This is a genomic window from Rathayibacter sp. AY2B5, assembly GCF_002931645.1.
Classification (GTDB): Bacteria; Actinomycetota; Actinomycetes; order Actinomycetales; family Microbacteriaceae; genus Rathayibacter.
This window is the reverse complement of record NZ_PSUE01000021.1, coordinates 45,243-61,973: the sequence shown is the minus strand read 5'-3', so window position 1 is coordinate 61,973 and position 16,731 is coordinate 45,243. Positions and strand designations below refer to the sequence as shown.

The window sequence follows — 16,731 nt, the reverse complement described above, 5'->3', positions numbered from 1 at the left end:
GGAGTAGGTCCCAAGGGTTGGGCTGTTCGCCCATTAAAGCGGTACGCGAGCTGGGTTTAGAACGTCGTGAGACAGTTCGGTCCCTATCCGCTGCGCGCGGAGGAAATTTGAGAAGATCTATCCCTAGTACGAGAGGACCGGGATGGACGAACCTCTGGTGTGTCAGTTGTTCCGCCAGGAGCACCGCTGATTAGCTACGTTCGGAACGGATAACCGCTGAAAGCATCTAAGCGGGAAGCCGGCTTCGAGATGAGATTTCCATCCCTTCGGGGGAGAGGCTCCCAGCCAGACGACTGGGTTGATAGGCCGGATGTGGAAGACAGGACTAAAGACTGTCGGAGCTGACCGGTACTAATAAGCCGATAACTTGATAATCACTACACTCATACCGTTGTAAAGGCTGGTAGGAGTGGTCAGAGATTGCTTGCGTCCACTTTGTGGTTCCCAGAAGACGGGCACCCCGCATCCTCCTTCGGGAGGAGCGGAACAATTGAATACACGCACGGCGTGTAACCCAGATTTGACCATGTGCCCTCGGGTGCGTGTGTCGCCAGGGTTACGGCGGCCATAGCGAGAGGGAAACGCCCGGTCACATTCCGAACCCGGAAGCTAAGACTCTCAGCGCCGATGGTACTGCAGGGGGGACCCTGTGGGAGAGTAGGACACCGCCGGACACCATTCACGATGGCCACCCAGAAATGGGTGGCCATCGCTGTTTAACCACCACCTCGGATCCCCGCTGCTCACTGGAGCGCGGTGCGGGTTAGGGTGGTGCGACGGCTGCGGCCGTCCTCCCCGCCCTCGGGCGGGTCAACTCCACAGAGCATCACCACGACAGGCGAGGAACGCATGGACGACTCAGGATCCGACCGCAACGACCGGGACTCCGGACGTCGTGACGAGCGGCCGCCTCGCGCCGGCGGCCCCGGCCGCTCCTCGAACGATCGCGGCGGCTCGGGCGACTCCCGCCCCCGCCGCGACGGTGATGCTCGTCCTCCCTATCGTGGCGGTGGCGACTCCCGTCCGCAGCGTGATGGTGACTCGCGTCCTCCGTACCGCGGTGGTGGCGATTCCCGTCCGCAGCGCGACGGGGACTCTCGTCCTCCGTACCGTGGTGGTGGGGACTCTCGTCCGCAGCGTGATGGGGACTCCCGTCCTCCTTACCGTGGCGGTGGGGATTCGCGTCCGCAGCGTGATGGTGACTCGCGTCCTCCTTACCGCGGTGGTGGCGATTCCCGTCCGCAGCGCGACGGGGACTCTCGTCCTCCTTACCGTGGTGGTGGGGATTCGCGTCCGCAGCGTGATGGTGACTCTCGTCCTCCTTACCGTGGTGGTGGGGATTCCCGTCCGCAGCGCGATGGGGACTCTCGTCCTCCTTACCGCGGTGGCGACTCTCGTCCGCAGCGAGACGGTGACTCTCGTCCTCCTTACCGTGGTGGTGGGGATTCCCGTCCACAGCGCGATGGTGAGTCTCGTTCTCCTTATCGCGGTGGCGGGGACTCGCGTCCGCAGCGTGATGGTGACTCGCGTCCTCCGTACCGCGGTGGCGGCGACTCTCGTCCGCAGCGGGACGGTGACTCTCGGCCTCCCTATCGCGGTGGCGAGTCGCGTCCCCAGCGTGACGGGGACTCCCGTCCTCCTTACCGTGGCGGTGGAGATTCGCGTCCGCAGCGTGATGGTGACTCCCGCCCTTCCTACCGTGGTGGTGGCGACTCCCGTCCGCAGCGTGACGGGGACTCGCGTCCGCCGTTCCGCGGTGGATCGCGCGATGGGGGAAGCAGGCCGTGGTCGGACGATCGTCGGGGCGGCGGAGACCGCCAGGGCGGCGGACGCGGACGCGAGGGCTTCGGCGGCGGACGCGGCGGCCCCCGCGAGGAGCCGGAGCTCACCGAGGAGGAGCGCGAGCGGCGCTCCCTCCAGTCGGTGCGTCCGCGCCACGACGACCCGGACCTTCCGGACGACGTGCAGGCCAAGGACCTCGACAAGGTCGCCCGCAACGAGCTGCGCACGCTCTCGAAGGACAACGCCGAATGGGTCGCCCGTCACCTGGTGATGGCCGGCCGCCTCCTCGAGGAGGACCCCGAGCTGGCGCACCGCCACGTGCTCTCGGCGGCACGCCGCGCGGGACGGATCGCCGTTGTCCGCGAGTCGCTGGCCATCTCGGCGTACGCGACGGGCGACTTCGCCCTGGCGCTGCGCGAGCTGCGGACCTTCCGTCGGATCTCCGGCTCGGACGAGCAGGTGCCGCTGATGGTCGACTCCGAGCGCGGCGTCGGCCGACCCGACAAGGCGCTCGAGCTGGGACGGTCGATCGACCGCACCACGCTGAGTCCCGGCGCGCAAGTGTCGCTGGCCATCGCCATGTCCGGCGCCCGCCTCGACCTCGGCCAGGCGGAGCTCGCTCTCATGGAGCTCGAGATCCCGCAGCTGGACCCGGACCGCGCGTTCTCGTACAGCCCGGATCTCTTCGCCGCCTACTCGCTCGTCCTCGAGGAGGTCGGCCGCTCCGAGGAGGCGGCCGAGTGGCAGCGTCGCGCCGACATCGCGGCGCAGGCCGTCTTCGCGGCCGAGGGCGGCGGTGACGACGAGACGATCGAGGTGATCGAGGAGGAGCACGCGTCGGCCGACGCCGCGTCCGCTCCCGATCGCGCCGAAGAAGGGACCGCGGTCGACGACGCGGACGACTACCTGGACGACGAGGACGGCCCGACCGCCGTCGACGACGCGGACGAGGACGAGGTCCACCGGACTGTGTCCGAGGAGATCGACGACGACGACGACGCGGACGCGGACGCGGACGACGCCGATGCGAGCGCTGACGCCGAGGCCGACCTCGTCGACACGGACGAGCCGACCTTCGCAGACGAGTCCGTCGAGTCCGACGATCTCGCCGAGACGGACCCGGATGAGGCTCTCGACTCGGCTGACCCGACCGCCGACGATTCGGTCGAATCCGCCGACACCACCGAGGAGGACGCCGATGTTCCGCAGCAGCAGGACTGAGCCCACTCCGCTCGACGGCCGCGACTCCGTCCTGGCCGACCTCGACGGGGTCGTCTACAAGGGTGCCGACGCGATCCCCTTCGCGGTCGAGAGCCTCAACCGAGCGGCCGAGACGCTGCGGGTCGGCTACATCACCAACAACGCCTCCCGCACGGACGCCTCCGTCGCCGGGCACCTCTCCGAGCTGGGGCTGAGCGTCCGGCCCGAGGACGTCGTCACCTCCCCGCAGGCAGCGGTCGTGCTGCTCGCCGACCTGGTGCCGGCCGGCTCGACGATCCTCGTCGTCGGGGCGGAGGGCCTCACCTCCGAGGTCGAGCGCGCCGGGTTCACCGTGACGCGCAGCGCGGAGGACTCGCCGGCGGCGGTCATCCAGGGCTTCGCGCCCACGGTCGGCTGGGAGCAGCTGGCCGAGGCCTCGTTCGCGCTCCACACGGGGATCCCGTGGGTCGCGACGAACACCGACTGGACGATCCCCGTCGCCCGCGGCATCGCCCCGGGCAACGGGACCCTCGTCTCGGCCGTGCACACCGCGGTCGGTCGGCTCCCGGTCGTCGCGGGCAAGCCCGAGCGGGCCATCTTCGACGCGGCGACCGCGCGCTTCGGCTCGACGAACCCGCTGTTCCTCGGCGACCGGCTCGACACCGACATCGCCGGCGCGAACGGCGCCGACATGGAGAGCGCCCACGTGCTCACCGGGATCGACCGGGCCAAGCAGCTCCTCGCCGCGGAGCCGAAGCTCCGGCCGACGTACATCCTCGGCGACCTGCGCGAGCTGCACCTGCCCTACCCGGCGACGACGGTCTCGCGGAACGGCACGCACGCCGTCCGCGGCGCCAAGGTCCGCCTCGACGGCGACTCCGTGGTGATCGTGGACGCCGGCGACGACGCGACAGATCTGCTCCGGGCCGCCTGCTCGGTGATCTGGTCGTCCGGCCGCGCGATCTACGGCCTCGACGTGCCGGAGTCGCTCTACAGCTGAGCCTGCTCGGCGGGCTCCCGGCTTCCCTCGCGGCGCAGGAGCCCGTCGAGCCGGCCGGCCAGACCGACCGCGACGATCGCGATCAGCGCGGCGTACGAGAAGGTCGCGGCGAAGACCCCGGTCCCGGCCCCGATCAGGCCGGTGACCGCCGCCGCGAGGAGGCCCGTCAGCGCGAGGGAGACCGAGGCGCCGGTCGAGTCGGCGATCTGCAGGGCCGAGCTGTTGAAGCCCTCCCGGCCCGGAGCGGAGAGCGCGAGCGTCATCGTCCCCATCCGCGGGAACATCGTGCCCATGCCGCCGCCGGCCAGGAACCAGCCCACGCCCGCGACGATCGGGCTGAGGGCGAGCACCGTGACGAGCAGCACGACTCCGATGCCGGCGAGCACGAGCGACGAGCCGAGCCGCATCGCTCCGCCGTGGCTGAGGCGGGTGCCCGGGCGTCCCTGGAGGTTCGAGCCGAGAGCCCAGGAGACGGCGCCCGCGGTGAGCATGGCGCCCGAGAGCCAGGGCGGCAGGCCGTACTGCTCCGAGAGCAGCAGCGGCAGGTAGACCTCGGTGCCGAAGAACGCCGCGGCGACGAGGGCGCGGAGGAGGATCACCGACGGCAGGACGCCCCGGGCGCGCAGCGTGCCCGCGGGCAGGAGCGCGCGAACCGCCACGACCACGACCACCACGGCGGCCGCGGCCAGGAGCCCGGCGAGGTCGGGCGCGAGGTCGGCGCTCGTGCTCAGCACGACGACTCCGGCCGAGACGACCACGGCGCGGGCGATGCGGCCGACGGCCCGGCGATCGAAGGGGAGGCGCTCGCGCGGCTCGAGCGAGCGGAGCGTCGGCGCGATCGCGGCGCTCGCGAGGGCCACCAGGGCGACGACTCCGAAGAAGACCCAGTGCCAGCTCGCGAGCTCGGCGACGACTCCGGCCACCAGCGGCCCCACCAGCGACGGCACGACCCAGGCCGCGGCGAAGGCGCCGAAGATCCTCGGATGCAGCTCGCTCGGGTAGACCCGCGCGACGAGCACGTAGAGGGTGACGGTGATCCCTCCGCTGCCCAGCCCCTGCAGCAGGCGGGCCGCCACGAAGACCGGCATCGACTGCGCGGCACCCGCGGCGACGAGACCGAGGGTGAAGAGCAGGATCCCGACCACGAGCGACGGCGTCGGGCCGCGGCGGTCGGCCGAGGAGCCGGCCGCGACCATCCCGACCACGGCGGCGGCGAGCGTCGCCGCGAAGGCCAGGGGGTAGAGGGCGCGGCCGTCGAGGTCGGCGCTGACGATCGGCATGATCGTCGTCACGGCGAGCGACTCGAACGCGCAGAGGAAGACGAGGCTCGTCGTTCCGATGGTCGTCAGGAGGAGGGGAGCCGAGGTGATGCCGCGGCGATCACGAGAACGCACCTGCTCAACAGTACGCCGAGCGCAGAGCCGGTCAGCGGTAGACGGCCCAGTCGTCCTTCGCGAGCACCGTCGGGGTGCCCTCGATCTCGACCAGCCAGCCGCGGTCGTCGCGCTCGAGGTAGCGCCCCTGCACGATCTCGGGGGCCCAGCCGCCGTCGCGGGACGAGATCCAGCGGACGAAGCGGACGGTGCCTCCGCGCCGGAACAGTGTGCCGTTGTGGTCGCTCATGCGGGGATCTTCTTCACGGAGAGGTCGTCGGGCGACGAGGTTTCGGGGAGGAGGTGGAGGCCGAGGCGGCCGTTCGAGGCGTTCGAGAGCTCGCGCAGCCAGTGCGGGTTCAGCTCGATCGCGGCGGTGCCGTCGTACTCGTAGCGGGTGGGGATGCCGGGGTGGAGCCACAGTTCGGACCGGCGGCCCTCGGCGTCCTCGATCGTCAGGAGGAAGCCCTCGCCGCGGCGGAACCGCGAGGTGATCACGGTCTGGAGGTGGGCCAGGGCGCGGTCCTCGAAGGAGTGCGAGCTGGCGGGTGCGCCGTAGAGCAGTCGTCCCATCGCGCGCACCTCCTCACCGTCGGCGGCGCACGGAAGGCGTGCCGCACCGTCGACACTAGGTATTGCTAAGTCGGTTGACTAACAGTTTCGGCGCCGACTGCGCTTTCGGGACACACGCTGTCCGGCCGCCGGAGAAGTGGTTCGATGGGGGCAGCGAGTTCCCGTCCGGGGCGCCTGCCGCTCGGAAGGTGCACCTCGATGGACGCTCGGCCAGACCTGTTCGCTCTGCTCGCGCGATTGCGCACGGCGGAGCGCGACTACGACGGCCGCGTGGAGCGCCGCCTGGGCATCGGCGCCACGGATCTCGCGGCCCTGCGGCTGATCGGGGTCGGGGAGCGGCGCGACGAGATCGTCCGCGCCGTCGACCTGTCCGCGGCCCTGTCGATCACGACGGCGGCCGTCTCCCTCCTCGTCGACCGCCTCGCCCGCGCCGGCTACGTGAACCGCACTCCCGACCCGTCCGACGGCCGCGGCCGCATCCTCTGCCTGACGGAGCGCGCGCAGAAGGCCATCGTCGGCACCGACGACCCGACCTACGAGCAGATCCGCGCGATGGTCGCGAAGGTGCCCGAGTCGGAGGCCGCGACCGTCGCGGTGCTGCTCGACGGCCTCAGCCGCATCCTCGAGGGGCAGCCGCCGCCCGAGCTCGTCGACTGATCAGCGCTGCAGCGTGGCGCTCGGCGACTCGCCGAACCGCTCCGCGTAGGCCGCGCTGAAGCGGCCCGCGTTCCCGAAGCCCCAGTGCCGGGCGACGGCGGCGACCGTCGTCCCGAGGGGCGGACTCACGGCGAGCTCCTCCCGGGCGCGGTCGAGCCGCACCAGGCGCAGGTAGGCGATCGGGCGCATCCCGAGCACCCGCTGGAACGCGGACTGCAGGCCCCGAACGGTCAGGCCCGACGCCGCCGCCATCTCGGCGGGGCCGATCGGCTCGCTGCAGTGGGCGTGCACGTACTCGACGGCCGTGCGGATCCGTGCGTTCCGGGGGGCGAGGAGCTCGGGCGGGACCGGAGCGGACTCCGGAGGGTAGAGGTCGAGCAGCGCGGAGGCCGTGGCGCGGGTGAGCTCGTCCCAGAGCAGCGGCTCGACGCGCTCGCTGCGCAGCGCGCGGGCGGAGTCGGCGACGGCCGTGCGCCACCGGCGGATCACCGCGGCGTCGGGGCGGTGCTCGGAGTCGAAGACGAGGGAGCCGACGAGGCCGCGCTCGGCGGCGACCCGGTCGACCACTCCCCGGTCGAGGTGCACCAGGCGCTGGTCGAAGTCGACGTAGTCGAAGGCGAACGGCCGGCCGACGGGGAAGAGGACGGGACGGTTCTCCTCCATCGCGATCGAGGCGCGGCCGACGTCGATCCGGCCGGAGCCGCCCACGATCCACTGCACGACGACATCGTCCGAGTCACCCACGCCGCCCGCGAGGCGCCCGGACATCCGCGAGGTGCGGAGGGTCATCCCGCCGTCGCCGATGGCGGCGTAGCGGTAGCTGAAGTCTGCAGCGGTGGTGGCGGCGCGCCACTCGTCGCCGTTGTAGAGCCGCGCGAGGCTGTGCCGCGCCTCGTCCGGATCCTCGCCGCGGGCCTCCAGCCGGACGCGAGGGTGGTGATCGTCCACAGGTCGTTCCGGTGCCTCAGCGCGTGAGGCGCTCGATGAGCTCGCGGTAGCGCGCGGCCGTGCGTTCGACGATCTCGGACGGGAGGGTCGGCGGGAGGCCCTGGCCGTCCCAGTTGTCGGAGAGCCAGTCGCGCACGATCTGCTTGTCGAACGAGCGGCCGCGGATGCCGGCGTCGTAGTCGTCGGCGTCCCAGTAGCGGGAGGAGTCGCTCGTGAGGACCTCGTCGCCGAGGGTGACGACTCCGGTCCCGCGGTCGACCCCGAACTCGAACTTCGTGTCGGCCAGCAGCACGCCGCGGGCCAGGGCGATGGTGGACGCCTCGCGGAAGACGGCGAGCGAGAGGGTGCGCAGCGCCTCCGCGGCCTCCTCCCCGACGATCTCGACCGTGCGCTCGAAGGTGATGTTCTCGTCGTGCTCGCCCTGCGGGGCCTTCCACGCGGGGGTGTAGATCGGCTCGGGGAGCGCGTCGCCGTCGTGGAGGCCCTCGGGGAGCGGGACGCCGCAGACGGAGCCCGTCTCCCGGTACTCCTTCCAGCCGCTGCCGGAGAGGTAGCCGCGCACGACGCACTCGATCGGGAACATGTCGAGCGTCTTCACCAGCATCGACCGGCCGCGGACCGCCTCGGGGATGTCGCCGGGGATCAGATGGTTGGGGACGTCGGAGAGCTGCGCGAACCACCAGAGGGAGAGCGTGGTCAGCAGCTCGCCCTTGCCGGGGATCCCGGGCTCGAGGACCGCGTCGTACGCGCTGACCCGGTCGCTGGCGACGACGAGCATGCGGTCGGCGCCGAGCACGGGGTCGGCGTCGTCGGGGGTGTAGAGGTCGCGCACCTTGCCGGAATAGGCGTGCTGCCAGCCGGGCAGCGGCACCGTGGTGTCGAAGGACAGGGAGTCGTCGCGGGTCACCGCACCATTCTCCCCGATCCGGGGGGCTCCGCGGCTCCTGAAGACCTCCTGTGTCCTGGCGGATCGGGGCTGTCAAGCACGCGCGGTCGCCGATCCCGCGCACCTAGCGTCGAGACATGACTTCGCAGAACGACCAGACTCCGCAGAACGACCAGTACACGTTCCAAGACCCGACCGCGATGTTCGCCGACATCGACACGGAGGCCCAGTACCAGGAGGGCTCCGGCCTCGACTCGAAGATGGACGACCCCGCCGACCGCGGCGAGTCGACCTACCGCGGCTCCGGCCGCCTGACCGGGCGCAGGGCGCTCGTCACCGGAGGCGACTCGGGCATCGGCGCGGCCGTCGCCATCGCCTACGCCCGCGAGGGCGCCGACGTCGCGATCGTCTACCTCCCCGAGGAGGAGTCGGACGCGAAGAAGGTCGTCGCGCTGATCGAGGAGGCCGGACGCACCGCCGTCGCCATCCCCGGTGACATCACCGACCACGACTTCGCGGTGGGCGCCGTCGCGAAGGCCGTCGAGGGCCTGGGCGGACTCGACATCCTCGTCAACAACGCGGGCAAGCAGCAGCACGTCGAGGACTTCCTCGAGCTCTCGGACGAGCAGTTCGACGAGACCTTCAAGACCAACGTCTACGCGATGTTCTGGATGACGAAGGCGGCCGTGCCGCACCTCGCCCCGGGCTCCGCGATCATCAGCACCTCGTCGATCCAGGCCTACCAGCCGTCGCCGATGCTGGTCGACTACGCCAGCACGAAGGCCACGATCAACACGTTCTCGAAGGCGCTCGCGCAGCAGCTCGCGCCCAAGGGGATCCGCGTGAACGTCGTCGCCCCGGGCCCGATCTGGACGCCGCTGCAGACCGCGGGCGGCCAGCCGTCCGACAAGCTGCCCGAGGTCGGCTCGCAGACGCCGCTCGGACGCTGGGGTCAGCCGGCCGAGCTCGCTCCCGCCTACGTGTTCCTCGCCTCCCCGGAGTCGAGCTACGTCGTCGGCGAGACGCTGCACGTCAACGGCGGCATGCCCACGCCGTAACACTCGGCGCTCACGGCGGGCCCGGTCGCGGCGCGGAAGAACCCTCTTCCGCGCCGTGGCGGGGCCCGCCGTTTTGGTTGTCGTAACAATCGACTGCTGTGCAGGTTCGTGCGCGAGAGTCGGTGCATGACCGATTCCCTGCCGATCCTCGACCTGTCCCGCCTCGACCAGGGGGAGGCGGAGGCCGCCGCCTTCCGCCGCGACCTCCGGGAGACCACGCACGACGTGGGATTCTTCTACCTCGTCGGCCACGGCGTGCCCCAGGACCTCCTCGACGACGTCGTCGCCGTCTCCCGCCGCTTCTTCGACCTGCCGGAGGAGGAGAAGCTCGCGATCGAGAACACCCTCAGCCCGCAGTTCCGCGGCTACACCCGCTTCGGCGCCGAGCTCACCAACGGCGACGTCGACTACCGCGAGCAGGTCGACATCGGCATCGACCGACCGGCCGTTCCCGCCGGGCCCGGCGTCGCCGACTACGAGCGCCTCGAGGGGCCGAACCTCTGGCCCGAGGCGCTGCCGGAGTTCCGCGAGGTCTTCGAGCGCTGGCACGCGGAGCTCGCCGCGGTCGCGATCCGGCTGCTGCGCACCTGGGCCGTCGCGCTCGACGCTCCGGAGGACGTGTTCGACGAGGCGTTCGCCGAGCGGCCGTTCTCGCTGGTGAAGGTCGTCCGCTACCCGGGCACCTCCGACCCGGAGCCCAAGCAGGGCGTGGGCGCGCACCGCGACGGCGGCGTGCTGACGCTGCTGCTGGTCGAGCCCGGCAAGGGCGGCCTGCAGGTCGAGCACGACGGCTCGTGGATCGAGGCACCCGCGATGGAGGGCGCGTTCGTCGTCAACATCGGCGAGATGCTGGAGCTCGCCACGGGCGGCTACCTCAAGGCCACGCTGCACCGCGTGATCTCGCCGCTGATCGGAACGGACCGGATCTCGATCCCGTTCTTCTTCAATCCCGCGCTCTCGGCCACCATGCCCTCGCTCCCGCTGCCCGAGGAGCTCAAGTCCGGCCTCTCGGTCGACCCGACGAACGCGCCGATCCTCGAGACCTACGGCGAGAACGCGCTGCGCTACCGGCTCCGGGCCCACCCGAACGTGGCGGCCGCCCACCACGCGGACCTGCTCGCTCCCACCGTCTGACCCGGGAACGACGAAGGGCCCCCTTCCGCGCGAGCGCAGGAGGGGGCCCTTCGTCGTCAGTGCGTCAGCAGCGCGCGGCGGCCACGGGGACCGTCGCGGTGAACGCGGGCTGGCCGGTCGCCGATCCGGTCACCGTCACCGTGCCGGCCGGCATCGAGGCCAGGCGGGTGGTGAAGGCGGCGGAGGCGGACGAGGCGGGAGCGACCGCGGTGAACGACTTCGAGCCGTAGGCCGAGGTGATCGTGACGTCCGCGGCAGCGGTGTCGGTGTTCTTCACGGTCGCGGTGAGCACGATCTTGCCGGCGACGCAGCGCGTGGCGACGGCGGGGACGAGCTCGAGGGTGTCCAGCGGGACGACGGCCGAGACCGACGTGCGCACCAGCTTGTCCGCGTACCCGGTGTAGGAGGCCGTGACGCCGGTCACATCCGCCGGGACCGAGACGCTCGCCGAGCCGCCGGAGAGCGGGACGGTCGAGGTCCACGAGCCGCCGGTGAAGGTGACCGAGCCGACGACATCGCCCCTGTCGGCCGCCGCGACCGTCGCCGTGACCGTGCGGCCGTCGGCGGTGAGGATCGTGGTGGAGTCGACGGCGGTGACGCCGGTCCAGTTCTTCATGGCGGTGAGGACCGTCTGCGGGACGCTCACGAACGCACCGTGCCGCGGGCTGGCCGGGAGGCCGGCGCGGCTCTTGGGCGAGACGTTCCAGTCGGCCGACTGCGAGAGGCGGTTCGTCTGCGAGCTGCCGGCGATGGCCGCTCCGGAGGTGATGAAGGCCTTGTAGCCGCCGTCGCCGTAGTTGTCGACGAGGAACGCGTAGCCGTCGCCCGCGCCGGTGGTGTCGTTCGGGTCGCCCGCGTTCAGCTTGATGATCTCGGGTCCCTCACCGGCCTGGCCGGTCTCGAGCGAGGTCATCCGGGTGTCGGTGAGCTGCCAGGTGGTGTTCGGGTCGGCACTCCAGTTCGAGGAGGTCGTCCCGGCGGTCAGGACCTTCGACTTCTCGAGGAAGATGTCCTTTCCGGCCTCGAGGGTGCCGGCGGCGCCGCCCTCCTCGTTCTTGGTGAAGCGGTAGTAGTAGTCGCCGATCTTCGTGATCGTCGAGTCGATCCGCGCGTAGCCGGTGTCCTGCCAGGTGGCGGGAGGAGCGGTGAAGGTGCGGAAGTCGCGGGTGATCACGGAGAAGACGCGGGAGTAGAGCTTGTCGTTGTTGGTCTTCGTCGCGTCGGAGTAGAGGCGCGAGGAGAAGAACACGACGTAGGACTGCAGGGCGTCGTCCCAGTACGCCTCGGGCGCCCAGGTCATTCCGGCGGCCGGCTGGTTCACCGTGATGCCGGTGTCGGCGCCGTTGGTGCGGGTCCACTGCACCAGGTCGGTCGACTCCCAGACCTCGATCTTCAGGCTGCCCTTGGACTGGGCGTCGCCCCAGCCGGTGCCGCAGGAGATGCAGAGGTCGGTGGCGACCATGTAGTACTTGTCGCCGTTGTGCGAGCGGAGGATGAACGGGTCGCGCAGGCCCTTCGTGTCGGTCGTCGAGGTGATGACCGCCTTCCCGCCGTTGACCGGCGAGAAGGTGAAGAAGTCGTTGCCCGAGGTCGCGGCCTGGTAGATCTTCTCGTCGCCGTCCGACTTGAAGTACGCCGAGGCGTAGCCCGCGTCGGGAGCGGTGCGGCCGAGCTCGGCGACCGTCAGCGTGAAGGCGCGCGTCTCGGCGACGCCGTTGAGGGTGGCCGTCGCGGTGAGGGTGACGGTCCTGTCTCCGGAGCCGTAGGCCGGCCGGGTGACGACGCCGCCGCCGCGGTAGGGGTCGGCCGCGCCGACCGCCGGAGCCGCGTAGGAGGTGTTCGTCGGAGTGACGAGGGCCGGGTCCGAGGAGGTCCAGGTGATGTCGGTGCCGTTACGGGCGCCCTTCACTGCGAGGGGGAGGTTCTCGGTGGTGCGCGTGGCGAGCTTCAGCGCGTCGAGGTCGTCGTTGATGCTCGGGGCGAGCACGACCACCTCGAAGGCGATCGTCGCGCCCTGGGCGGTGGTCGCCGTCAGGGTGACCGGGGTGTTCTGCGCGATCGAGCGCGAGACGACGCCGGTGGCCGAGACGACCGCGCTGTTCGAGGAGGTCCAGGTGAGCGGGACGCCGCTGCTGGAGGCGGGTAGCGTCAGGTTCGAGGAGACCTGGGTCAGCGACGGGTTGCCGGCCAGCAGGACGGGCTGGATGTCCGAGCGCAGCAGGGCGGAGGTCGCGGACGCCTTCGCCGTGGCGGTCGGCATGCTCGAGGCGACCTGCTCGGCGGTGAGGGAGGTGTCCCAGAACTTCACGTCGGTGACGTCGGCGGTCACGAGCGCGTCGCCGGAGTAGAGCGAGCGGCCGAGGTAGCCGAGAGTGGACCCGGTCGGCACGATGCTCGCCATCGACTTCGTGGTGTTCGCCGTCGAGATCTGCGTGCCGTCGCGGTAGAGGGTCAGCACGGTGCTCGACCCCGTGCCGGTGCCGACGAGCGTGAGGGTCGTGAACCCGGGGTTCAGCGTGCCGCCGAACGGCATGCGGGTCTCGCCGTTGCTGGTGGGCTCCTTGACGCGGATGCCCGCGAGGACCTGTCCGCTGGGCGAGCCGTCGGGGTTGCGCGGGTTCACGAAGACGTGGTTGCCGAGCTGCGTGGTGTTCCACGGGCCGACGCCGTCGCCGATGACCCAGCCGAACTGGTTGGCGGTGGTCTGCGTCTTCACCGTGTACTCGACGGCGAAGGCGTTGTCGGCTCCGGTGACCAGGCCCTGGGGGAGGCTCGCGTAGCCGTCGTTCTTGAACCGGGCGACCTGGTCGCCGCTGGCGTTCGCGAAGGACGCGTCGGTGAGGCCGGTCAGGGTGGCGTTGCGTCCGTTGCCCGAGATGTCGAGCAGGGCCGAGCCGGCGTGCGACATGTCGTAGTGCGCGGTGGGCGCCGGGACGTCGACGGCCTGCGCCGAGACGGGGACGAGAGCGCCGGTGAGGGCGACGCTCGTGCAGGCGAGAGCGGAGAGGAAGAGGGATCGCACGCGGCGCCGAGGCGCGGCGGCAGGGGGCTCCGGGGAGCGTCGTCTCATCGTCGAGACCTTTCCTTCAGGGGAGGGATGCGTCGAGCCGAGGGGACCGACGCGTGTGTTCACGTTAACGTGTGAGCCGCCTCAGAGCCATGGGGGAATTGCTCCGGCGTCGGGAGCGAACCATGCGCCAGGGGCACGCCTCGGCGCAAGACCTGCACCCCCGAGCGCCCAGGGCGTAGCGTGAGCCCACCGCATCCTGGCCCCCGGTGACGGAACCATGCCCATCCGCCTGCCCTGCGAGGACTTGACCATGACGACGCTCTTCCACACCGGTGGCTCCCTCTCCCTCGACGACGCGACCGCCGACGCCGTCGTCCGCTACTCGCTCGCGCTCGCGCAGCGGCACCGGATGAGCACGGTCAGCGTCGCCGACGACTCGGCCCCCTCCTCCGTCGTGACGCTCACCGTCGGGCTCGGCGTCCCCCTGGTGGTCGCAGGGGCCGGTAGCGCAGCGGCGGAGTCGAGCACCGAGATCCTCGAGCGCCTCGACGCGCTCGACAGTGCGGGCGGACCGGTGCCCGCCTCGGACGTCGACCCCCGCGCGACGTGGGAGCTCGAGAACGAGTACTGAGCTCTGAGCCGCGGCGCCGCCGGCGCGGATCCGCCCCGCTCCTGCTCCGCGCGCGCGGAGCGTCAGCGCCGGTAGTCGCGGATGATCTCCTGGGCGAGCGTCGTGATCGGGGTCGACGTCGCTCGCGCGCGGACCCGCAGCACCTCGAAGGCCTGCTCGACCGTGGTGCGGTGGGCGTAGGCGAGGATCCCCTTCGCCTGCTCGATCAGCACCCGGCTGTCGAGGGCGTGCTGCAGCTGCTCCTGAGTGACCGTGCTCTGCTGGAGCGCGCGCTGGTGCAGGATCCCGATCGTCGCGACGTCGGCGAACGCCTGCACGACCGCGATGTCGTCCGGATCGAGCCGCCCCGGCCGGGCCTGGAAGAGGTTGAGGGAGCCGATCGTCGTCCCCGCCGACCGCATCGGCACGCAGTGCGCCGAGAGCACGTCGAGCTCGACCGCCAGCGTCCGGAACTCCGCCCACTCCTCGCCCACGGCGCGGGCGTCCTCGACGATCACCGGCCGCCCGGTCTCGAAGCACTGGATGCACGGGCCCGACCCGCTGTCGAGCTGGAGCAGCTCGATCAGCCGGGTGTCCTCGTCCGTGGAGGCGAGCACCTCGAGGGAGCCGGTGGAGTCGGCGAGGACGAGCCCCGCCGAGACGGCGTCGAAGAGGGTCGCGCTGCTCTCCACGAGGGTCTGGGTGAAGTCGACGACGTCGTAGTCGTCGACCAGTGTGTCGGAGAGGGCGACGAACGTCTGGATGACGCTGCGCTCGCGGGAGTTCGTCACCATGTGTCGTCCTGGGCGGTGAGAGGGCGGTCGGGGAACCCGTCGTGCCGGGCCACGATGCCGGAGGCGACATCGACGACGGAGCGCTGCTGGGCGAAGGCGTGGGCGCGCAACAGCAGCTGCGCCTCCTCGGCCGTGCTGCCGTAGCGCGCGATGATCATGCCGGTCGCCTGGTGCACCACGCGTCGCGAGCGCGGATTCGTGCTCTCCTCGACCTCGTTGTCGCGCAGCACCGCGGCAAGCACCAGCAGCGCCGTCGCGGTGGTCGAGGCGCTGATCCGGCCGAGGAGGGAGTCGCTGAGCGACGTGGGGCGGCGGGAGTAGAGGTCGACCGCGCCGATCGAGAGCCCCGCGATCGAGAGCGGGAAGGCGAAGACCGCGCGCACCGCCGTGGGGCCGATCGCCTCGGTGAAGAGCGGCCAGCGCTCCTCCGCGCCGGTGTCCGGCACCGAGACGGGGCCGGCAGCGCGGATCGCCTCCCAGCACGGGCCCTCGCCGAGGTCGATCTGGATCTCGTCCAGCCGGCTCGCGGTGCTGTCGCTCGCGGCGACGGTCTCGCCGCCGAAGGGGCTGCCGAGCGTGGAGATCGCGACGCCGTCGATCGGATACCCGCGCAGATACGGGTCGCAGAGAGCGTCGGAGTCGGTCACCGCCCCCATTTTAGCCGTCGGCTCCGCTCGGAGCGACGCTCCGCCGGACCGGCGGGGACCACGACGCGGTGACGCGCGGGAGCCCGCCTGGCTGCGCTGCCCGGGCGCACGAGGCGACGGCCCGTGAAGCGGCTCGTCGGGCGCGGACGGTGCATGGTGCGGGGCGACGGGAGCCGGAGGACGGCGGCCTGCACGGCGACGGAGCGGCTCAGGCCGGAGTCGATCGAGCCGGGACGCTCGAGGGCGGCGATGAGGTCGTCGAGGACGGCGAAGGCGGGATCTGTCATCACGGCTCCTGGCCGGGTGTCCGCGGCCGTTGTCGTGCGCCGAGGCGCGGGAGGTGTCGATCGGGTGTCGCCGTGCGGGGTCCGCGCACGACGTCGACGAGGTCCTGCCCGACGGTACGGGGCGCGGATCGACCGGACGACGTGGTTGACCTCTCGGAGGTCCGCCGCTACTCGTACTCTGCGTTGAGCTCGTCGAAGTCGTTCGTGATGATCGACAGCGGGGTGTACGGCGTGATGAGGAGGAGCGCCGGGTTCGCGCGACCCTCGCCGTAGTTGACGGTCAGCCACTGCGGGGTCGGGGAGGCGAGGGCGGCCTCGACCTCGGCGCGGAACTCCTCGAGGCTCCTGTTGTTGACCGTGTAGGCGGTGCCGTTGTAGATCAGGTCGATGCGCTTCACAGCTGGTCGCCCTTCGCCGGAGGACGCACCGGTTCGGCGGGCTCCGAGATCACGTACAGCCCGCCCGCGGAGTTCGCGAGGTCGGTGAGCGCGGAGATCCAGGCGGGGTTGATGCGGGGCATCCGGCCGCCGAAGTACTTGTAGCGGAGCGCGTGGGAGGGGTGGATCCAGATCGCGCTGCGGCCGTCGCCCATGCTGTGGTCGTCGCGCCAGCTGAGCAGGAACGACTCGTTGCGGCGCAGCTTCGCGGTGATGACGATCTGCAGGTGCGCGAGCACGCGGTCCTCGAAGTCGATCTCGACGGTCCCGTCGTAGTGCAGCTTCCCCATCGGCGTCTCCAGCCCCTGATCTCCGGCAGGCAGACGCCCGCCGTT

Annotated in this window: 18 protein-coding genes and 2 rRNA genes; 8 read left to right on the top strand and 12 right to left on the bottom strand. The window is 71.2% G+C overall.

What is annotated here, in order from left to right; genetic code table 11:
- Both C5C30_RS13100 and rrf read left to right on the top strand, forming a co-directional pair.
- Positions 1-375: ribosomal RNA gene (locus C5C30_RS13100) — 23S ribosomal RNA — on the top strand; the annotation flags it as partial.
- 182 nt (positions 376-557) lie between these two features.
- Positions 558-674, top strand: a 5S ribosomal RNA gene (gene rrf / locus C5C30_RS13095).
- Between the two features lie 184 nt (positions 675-858).
- Here the strand turns inward: rrf and C5C30_RS17385 are convergent.
- A complete protein-coding gene (locus C5C30_RS17385; protein ID WP_146081547.1) occupies positions 859-1,938 on the bottom strand; it encodes a hypothetical protein in 1,080 nt (359 codons plus the stop codon).
- On the opposite strand from C5C30_RS17385, the gene C5C30_RS13085 reads away from it, so the two are divergent.
- Together C5C30_RS13085 and C5C30_RS13080 are read left to right on the top strand one after the other, a co-directional pair.
- Positions 1,924-3,003 carry a hypothetical protein gene (locus C5C30_RS13085; protein WP_258065948.1) on the top strand — a complete coding sequence of 360 codons (1,080 nt, stop codon included), beginning with the start codon at positions 1,924-1,926 and terminating at the stop codon, positions 3,001-3,003. The genes C5C30_RS17385 and C5C30_RS13085 overlap by 15 nt on opposite strands.
- On the top strand, positions 2,981-3,982 hold the full coding sequence (locus C5C30_RS13080; RefSeq protein ID WP_104226795.1) for an HAD-IIA family hydrolase: 1,002 nt from the start codon (positions 2,981-2,983) through the stop codon (positions 3,980-3,982). Before C5C30_RS13085 ends, C5C30_RS13080 begins: the two co-directional genes overlap by 23 nt.
- Here the strand turns inward: C5C30_RS13080 and C5C30_RS13075 are convergent.
- The 3 genes from C5C30_RS13075 to C5C30_RS13065 are packed head-to-tail and all read right to left on the bottom strand — an operon-like array spanning position 3,973 to position 5,928.
- A complete protein-coding gene (locus C5C30_RS13075) occupies positions 3,973-5,376 on the bottom strand; it encodes an MFS transporter (protein WP_104333901.1) in 1,404 nt (467 codons plus the stop codon). The genes C5C30_RS13080 and C5C30_RS13075 overlap by 10 nt on opposite strands.
- Before the next feature lie 31 nt (positions 5,377-5,407).
- Positions 5,408-5,605: a hypothetical protein gene (locus tag C5C30_RS13070; protein ID WP_068256013.1), complete on the bottom strand. Its 198-nt coding sequence runs from the start codon at positions 5,603-5,605 to the stop codon at positions 5,408-5,410.
- Positions 5,602-5,928: a hypothetical protein gene (locus C5C30_RS13065; RefSeq protein WP_104223794.1), complete on the bottom strand. Its 327-nt coding sequence runs from the start codon at positions 5,926-5,928 to the stop codon at positions 5,602-5,604. Before C5C30_RS13065 ends, C5C30_RS13070 begins: the two co-directional genes overlap by 4 nt.
- Before the next feature lie 198 nt (positions 5,929-6,126).
- Between C5C30_RS13065 and C5C30_RS13060 the strand changes: the two genes are divergently transcribed.
- Positions 6,127-6,585, top strand: coding sequence for a MarR family winged helix-turn-helix transcriptional regulator (locus tag C5C30_RS13060; RefSeq protein ID WP_181027163.1), 459 nt, complete (start codon positions 6,127-6,129; stop codon positions 6,583-6,585).
- Here C5C30_RS13060 and C5C30_RS13055 read toward each other — a convergent pair whose 3' ends face one another.
- Positions 6,586-7,533, bottom strand: a complete 948-nt coding sequence (locus C5C30_RS13055) for a helix-turn-helix domain-containing protein (protein WP_104333900.1) — start codon at positions 7,531-7,533, stop codon at positions 6,586-6,588.
- A gap of 16 nt (positions 7,534-7,549) precedes the next feature.
- Complete coding sequence (locus C5C30_RS13050; RefSeq protein WP_258065947.1) at positions 7,550-8,440, bottom strand: phosphoribosylaminoimidazolesuccinocarboxamide synthase; 891 nt, start codon at positions 8,438-8,440, stop codon at positions 7,550-7,552.
- Positions 8,441-8,556: 116 nt separating this feature from the next.
- Between C5C30_RS13050 and C5C30_RS13045 the strand changes: the two genes are divergently transcribed.
- Both C5C30_RS13045 and C5C30_RS13040 read left to right on the top strand, forming a co-directional pair.
- Complete coding sequence (locus C5C30_RS13045; protein ID WP_104233811.1) at positions 8,557-9,477, top strand: glucose 1-dehydrogenase; 921 nt, start codon at positions 8,557-8,559, stop codon at positions 9,475-9,477.
- Positions 9,478-9,603: 126 nt separating this feature from the next.
- On the top strand, positions 9,604-10,611 hold the full coding sequence (locus C5C30_RS13040) for an isopenicillin N synthase family oxygenase (RefSeq protein WP_104223790.1): 1,008 nt from the start codon (positions 9,604-9,606) through the stop codon (positions 10,609-10,611).
- A gap of 64 nt (positions 10,612-10,675) precedes the next feature.
- Here C5C30_RS13040 and C5C30_RS13035 read toward each other — a convergent pair whose 3' ends face one another.
- On the bottom strand, positions 10,676-13,633 hold the full coding sequence (locus tag C5C30_RS13035; protein ID WP_258065946.1) for an immunoglobulin-like domain-containing protein: 2,958 nt from the start codon (positions 13,631-13,633) through the stop codon (positions 10,676-10,678).
- Positions 13,634-13,931: 298 nt separating this feature from the next.
- Between C5C30_RS13035 and C5C30_RS13030 the strand changes: the two genes are divergently transcribed.
- Complete coding sequence (locus C5C30_RS13030) at positions 13,932-14,252, top strand: hypothetical protein (RefSeq protein WP_104223789.1); 321 nt, start codon at positions 13,932-13,934, stop codon at positions 14,250-14,252.
- Positions 14,253-14,314: 62 nt separating this feature from the next.
- Here the strand turns inward: C5C30_RS13030 and C5C30_RS13025 are convergent, their stop codons facing one another.
- The 5 genes from C5C30_RS13025 to C5C30_RS13010 form a co-directional block, all read right to left on the bottom strand.
- On the bottom strand, positions 14,315-15,025 hold the full coding sequence (locus C5C30_RS13025) for a GAF and ANTAR domain-containing protein (RefSeq protein ID WP_104239019.1): 711 nt from the start codon (positions 15,023-15,025) through the stop codon (positions 14,315-14,317).
- Positions 15,019-15,672 carry a GAF and ANTAR domain-containing protein gene (locus C5C30_RS13020; protein ID WP_104351715.1) on the bottom strand — a complete coding sequence of 218 codons (654 nt, stop codon included), beginning with the start codon at positions 15,670-15,672 and terminating at the stop codon, positions 15,019-15,021. The genes C5C30_RS13025 and C5C30_RS13020 overlap by 7 nt, the downstream gene beginning before the upstream one ends.
- A complete protein-coding gene (locus C5C30_RS13015; protein ID WP_104333898.1) occupies positions 15,669-15,959 on the bottom strand; it encodes a hypothetical protein in 291 nt (96 codons plus the stop codon). Before C5C30_RS13015 ends, C5C30_RS13020 begins: the two co-directional genes overlap by 4 nt.
- Positions 15,960-16,126: 167 nt before the next feature.
- Positions 16,127-16,357 carry a hypothetical protein gene (locus tag C5C30_RS17380; protein ID WP_146081546.1) on the bottom strand — a complete coding sequence of 77 codons (231 nt, stop codon included), beginning with the start codon at positions 16,355-16,357 and terminating at the stop codon, positions 16,127-16,129.
- Complete coding sequence (locus tag C5C30_RS13010; protein ID WP_104223784.1) at positions 16,354-16,686, bottom strand: ATP-dependent DNA ligase; 333 nt, start codon at positions 16,684-16,686, stop codon at positions 16,354-16,356. The genes C5C30_RS17380 and C5C30_RS13010 overlap by 4 nt, the downstream gene beginning before the upstream one ends.
- Positions 16,687-16,731: the final 45 nt, after the last annotated feature.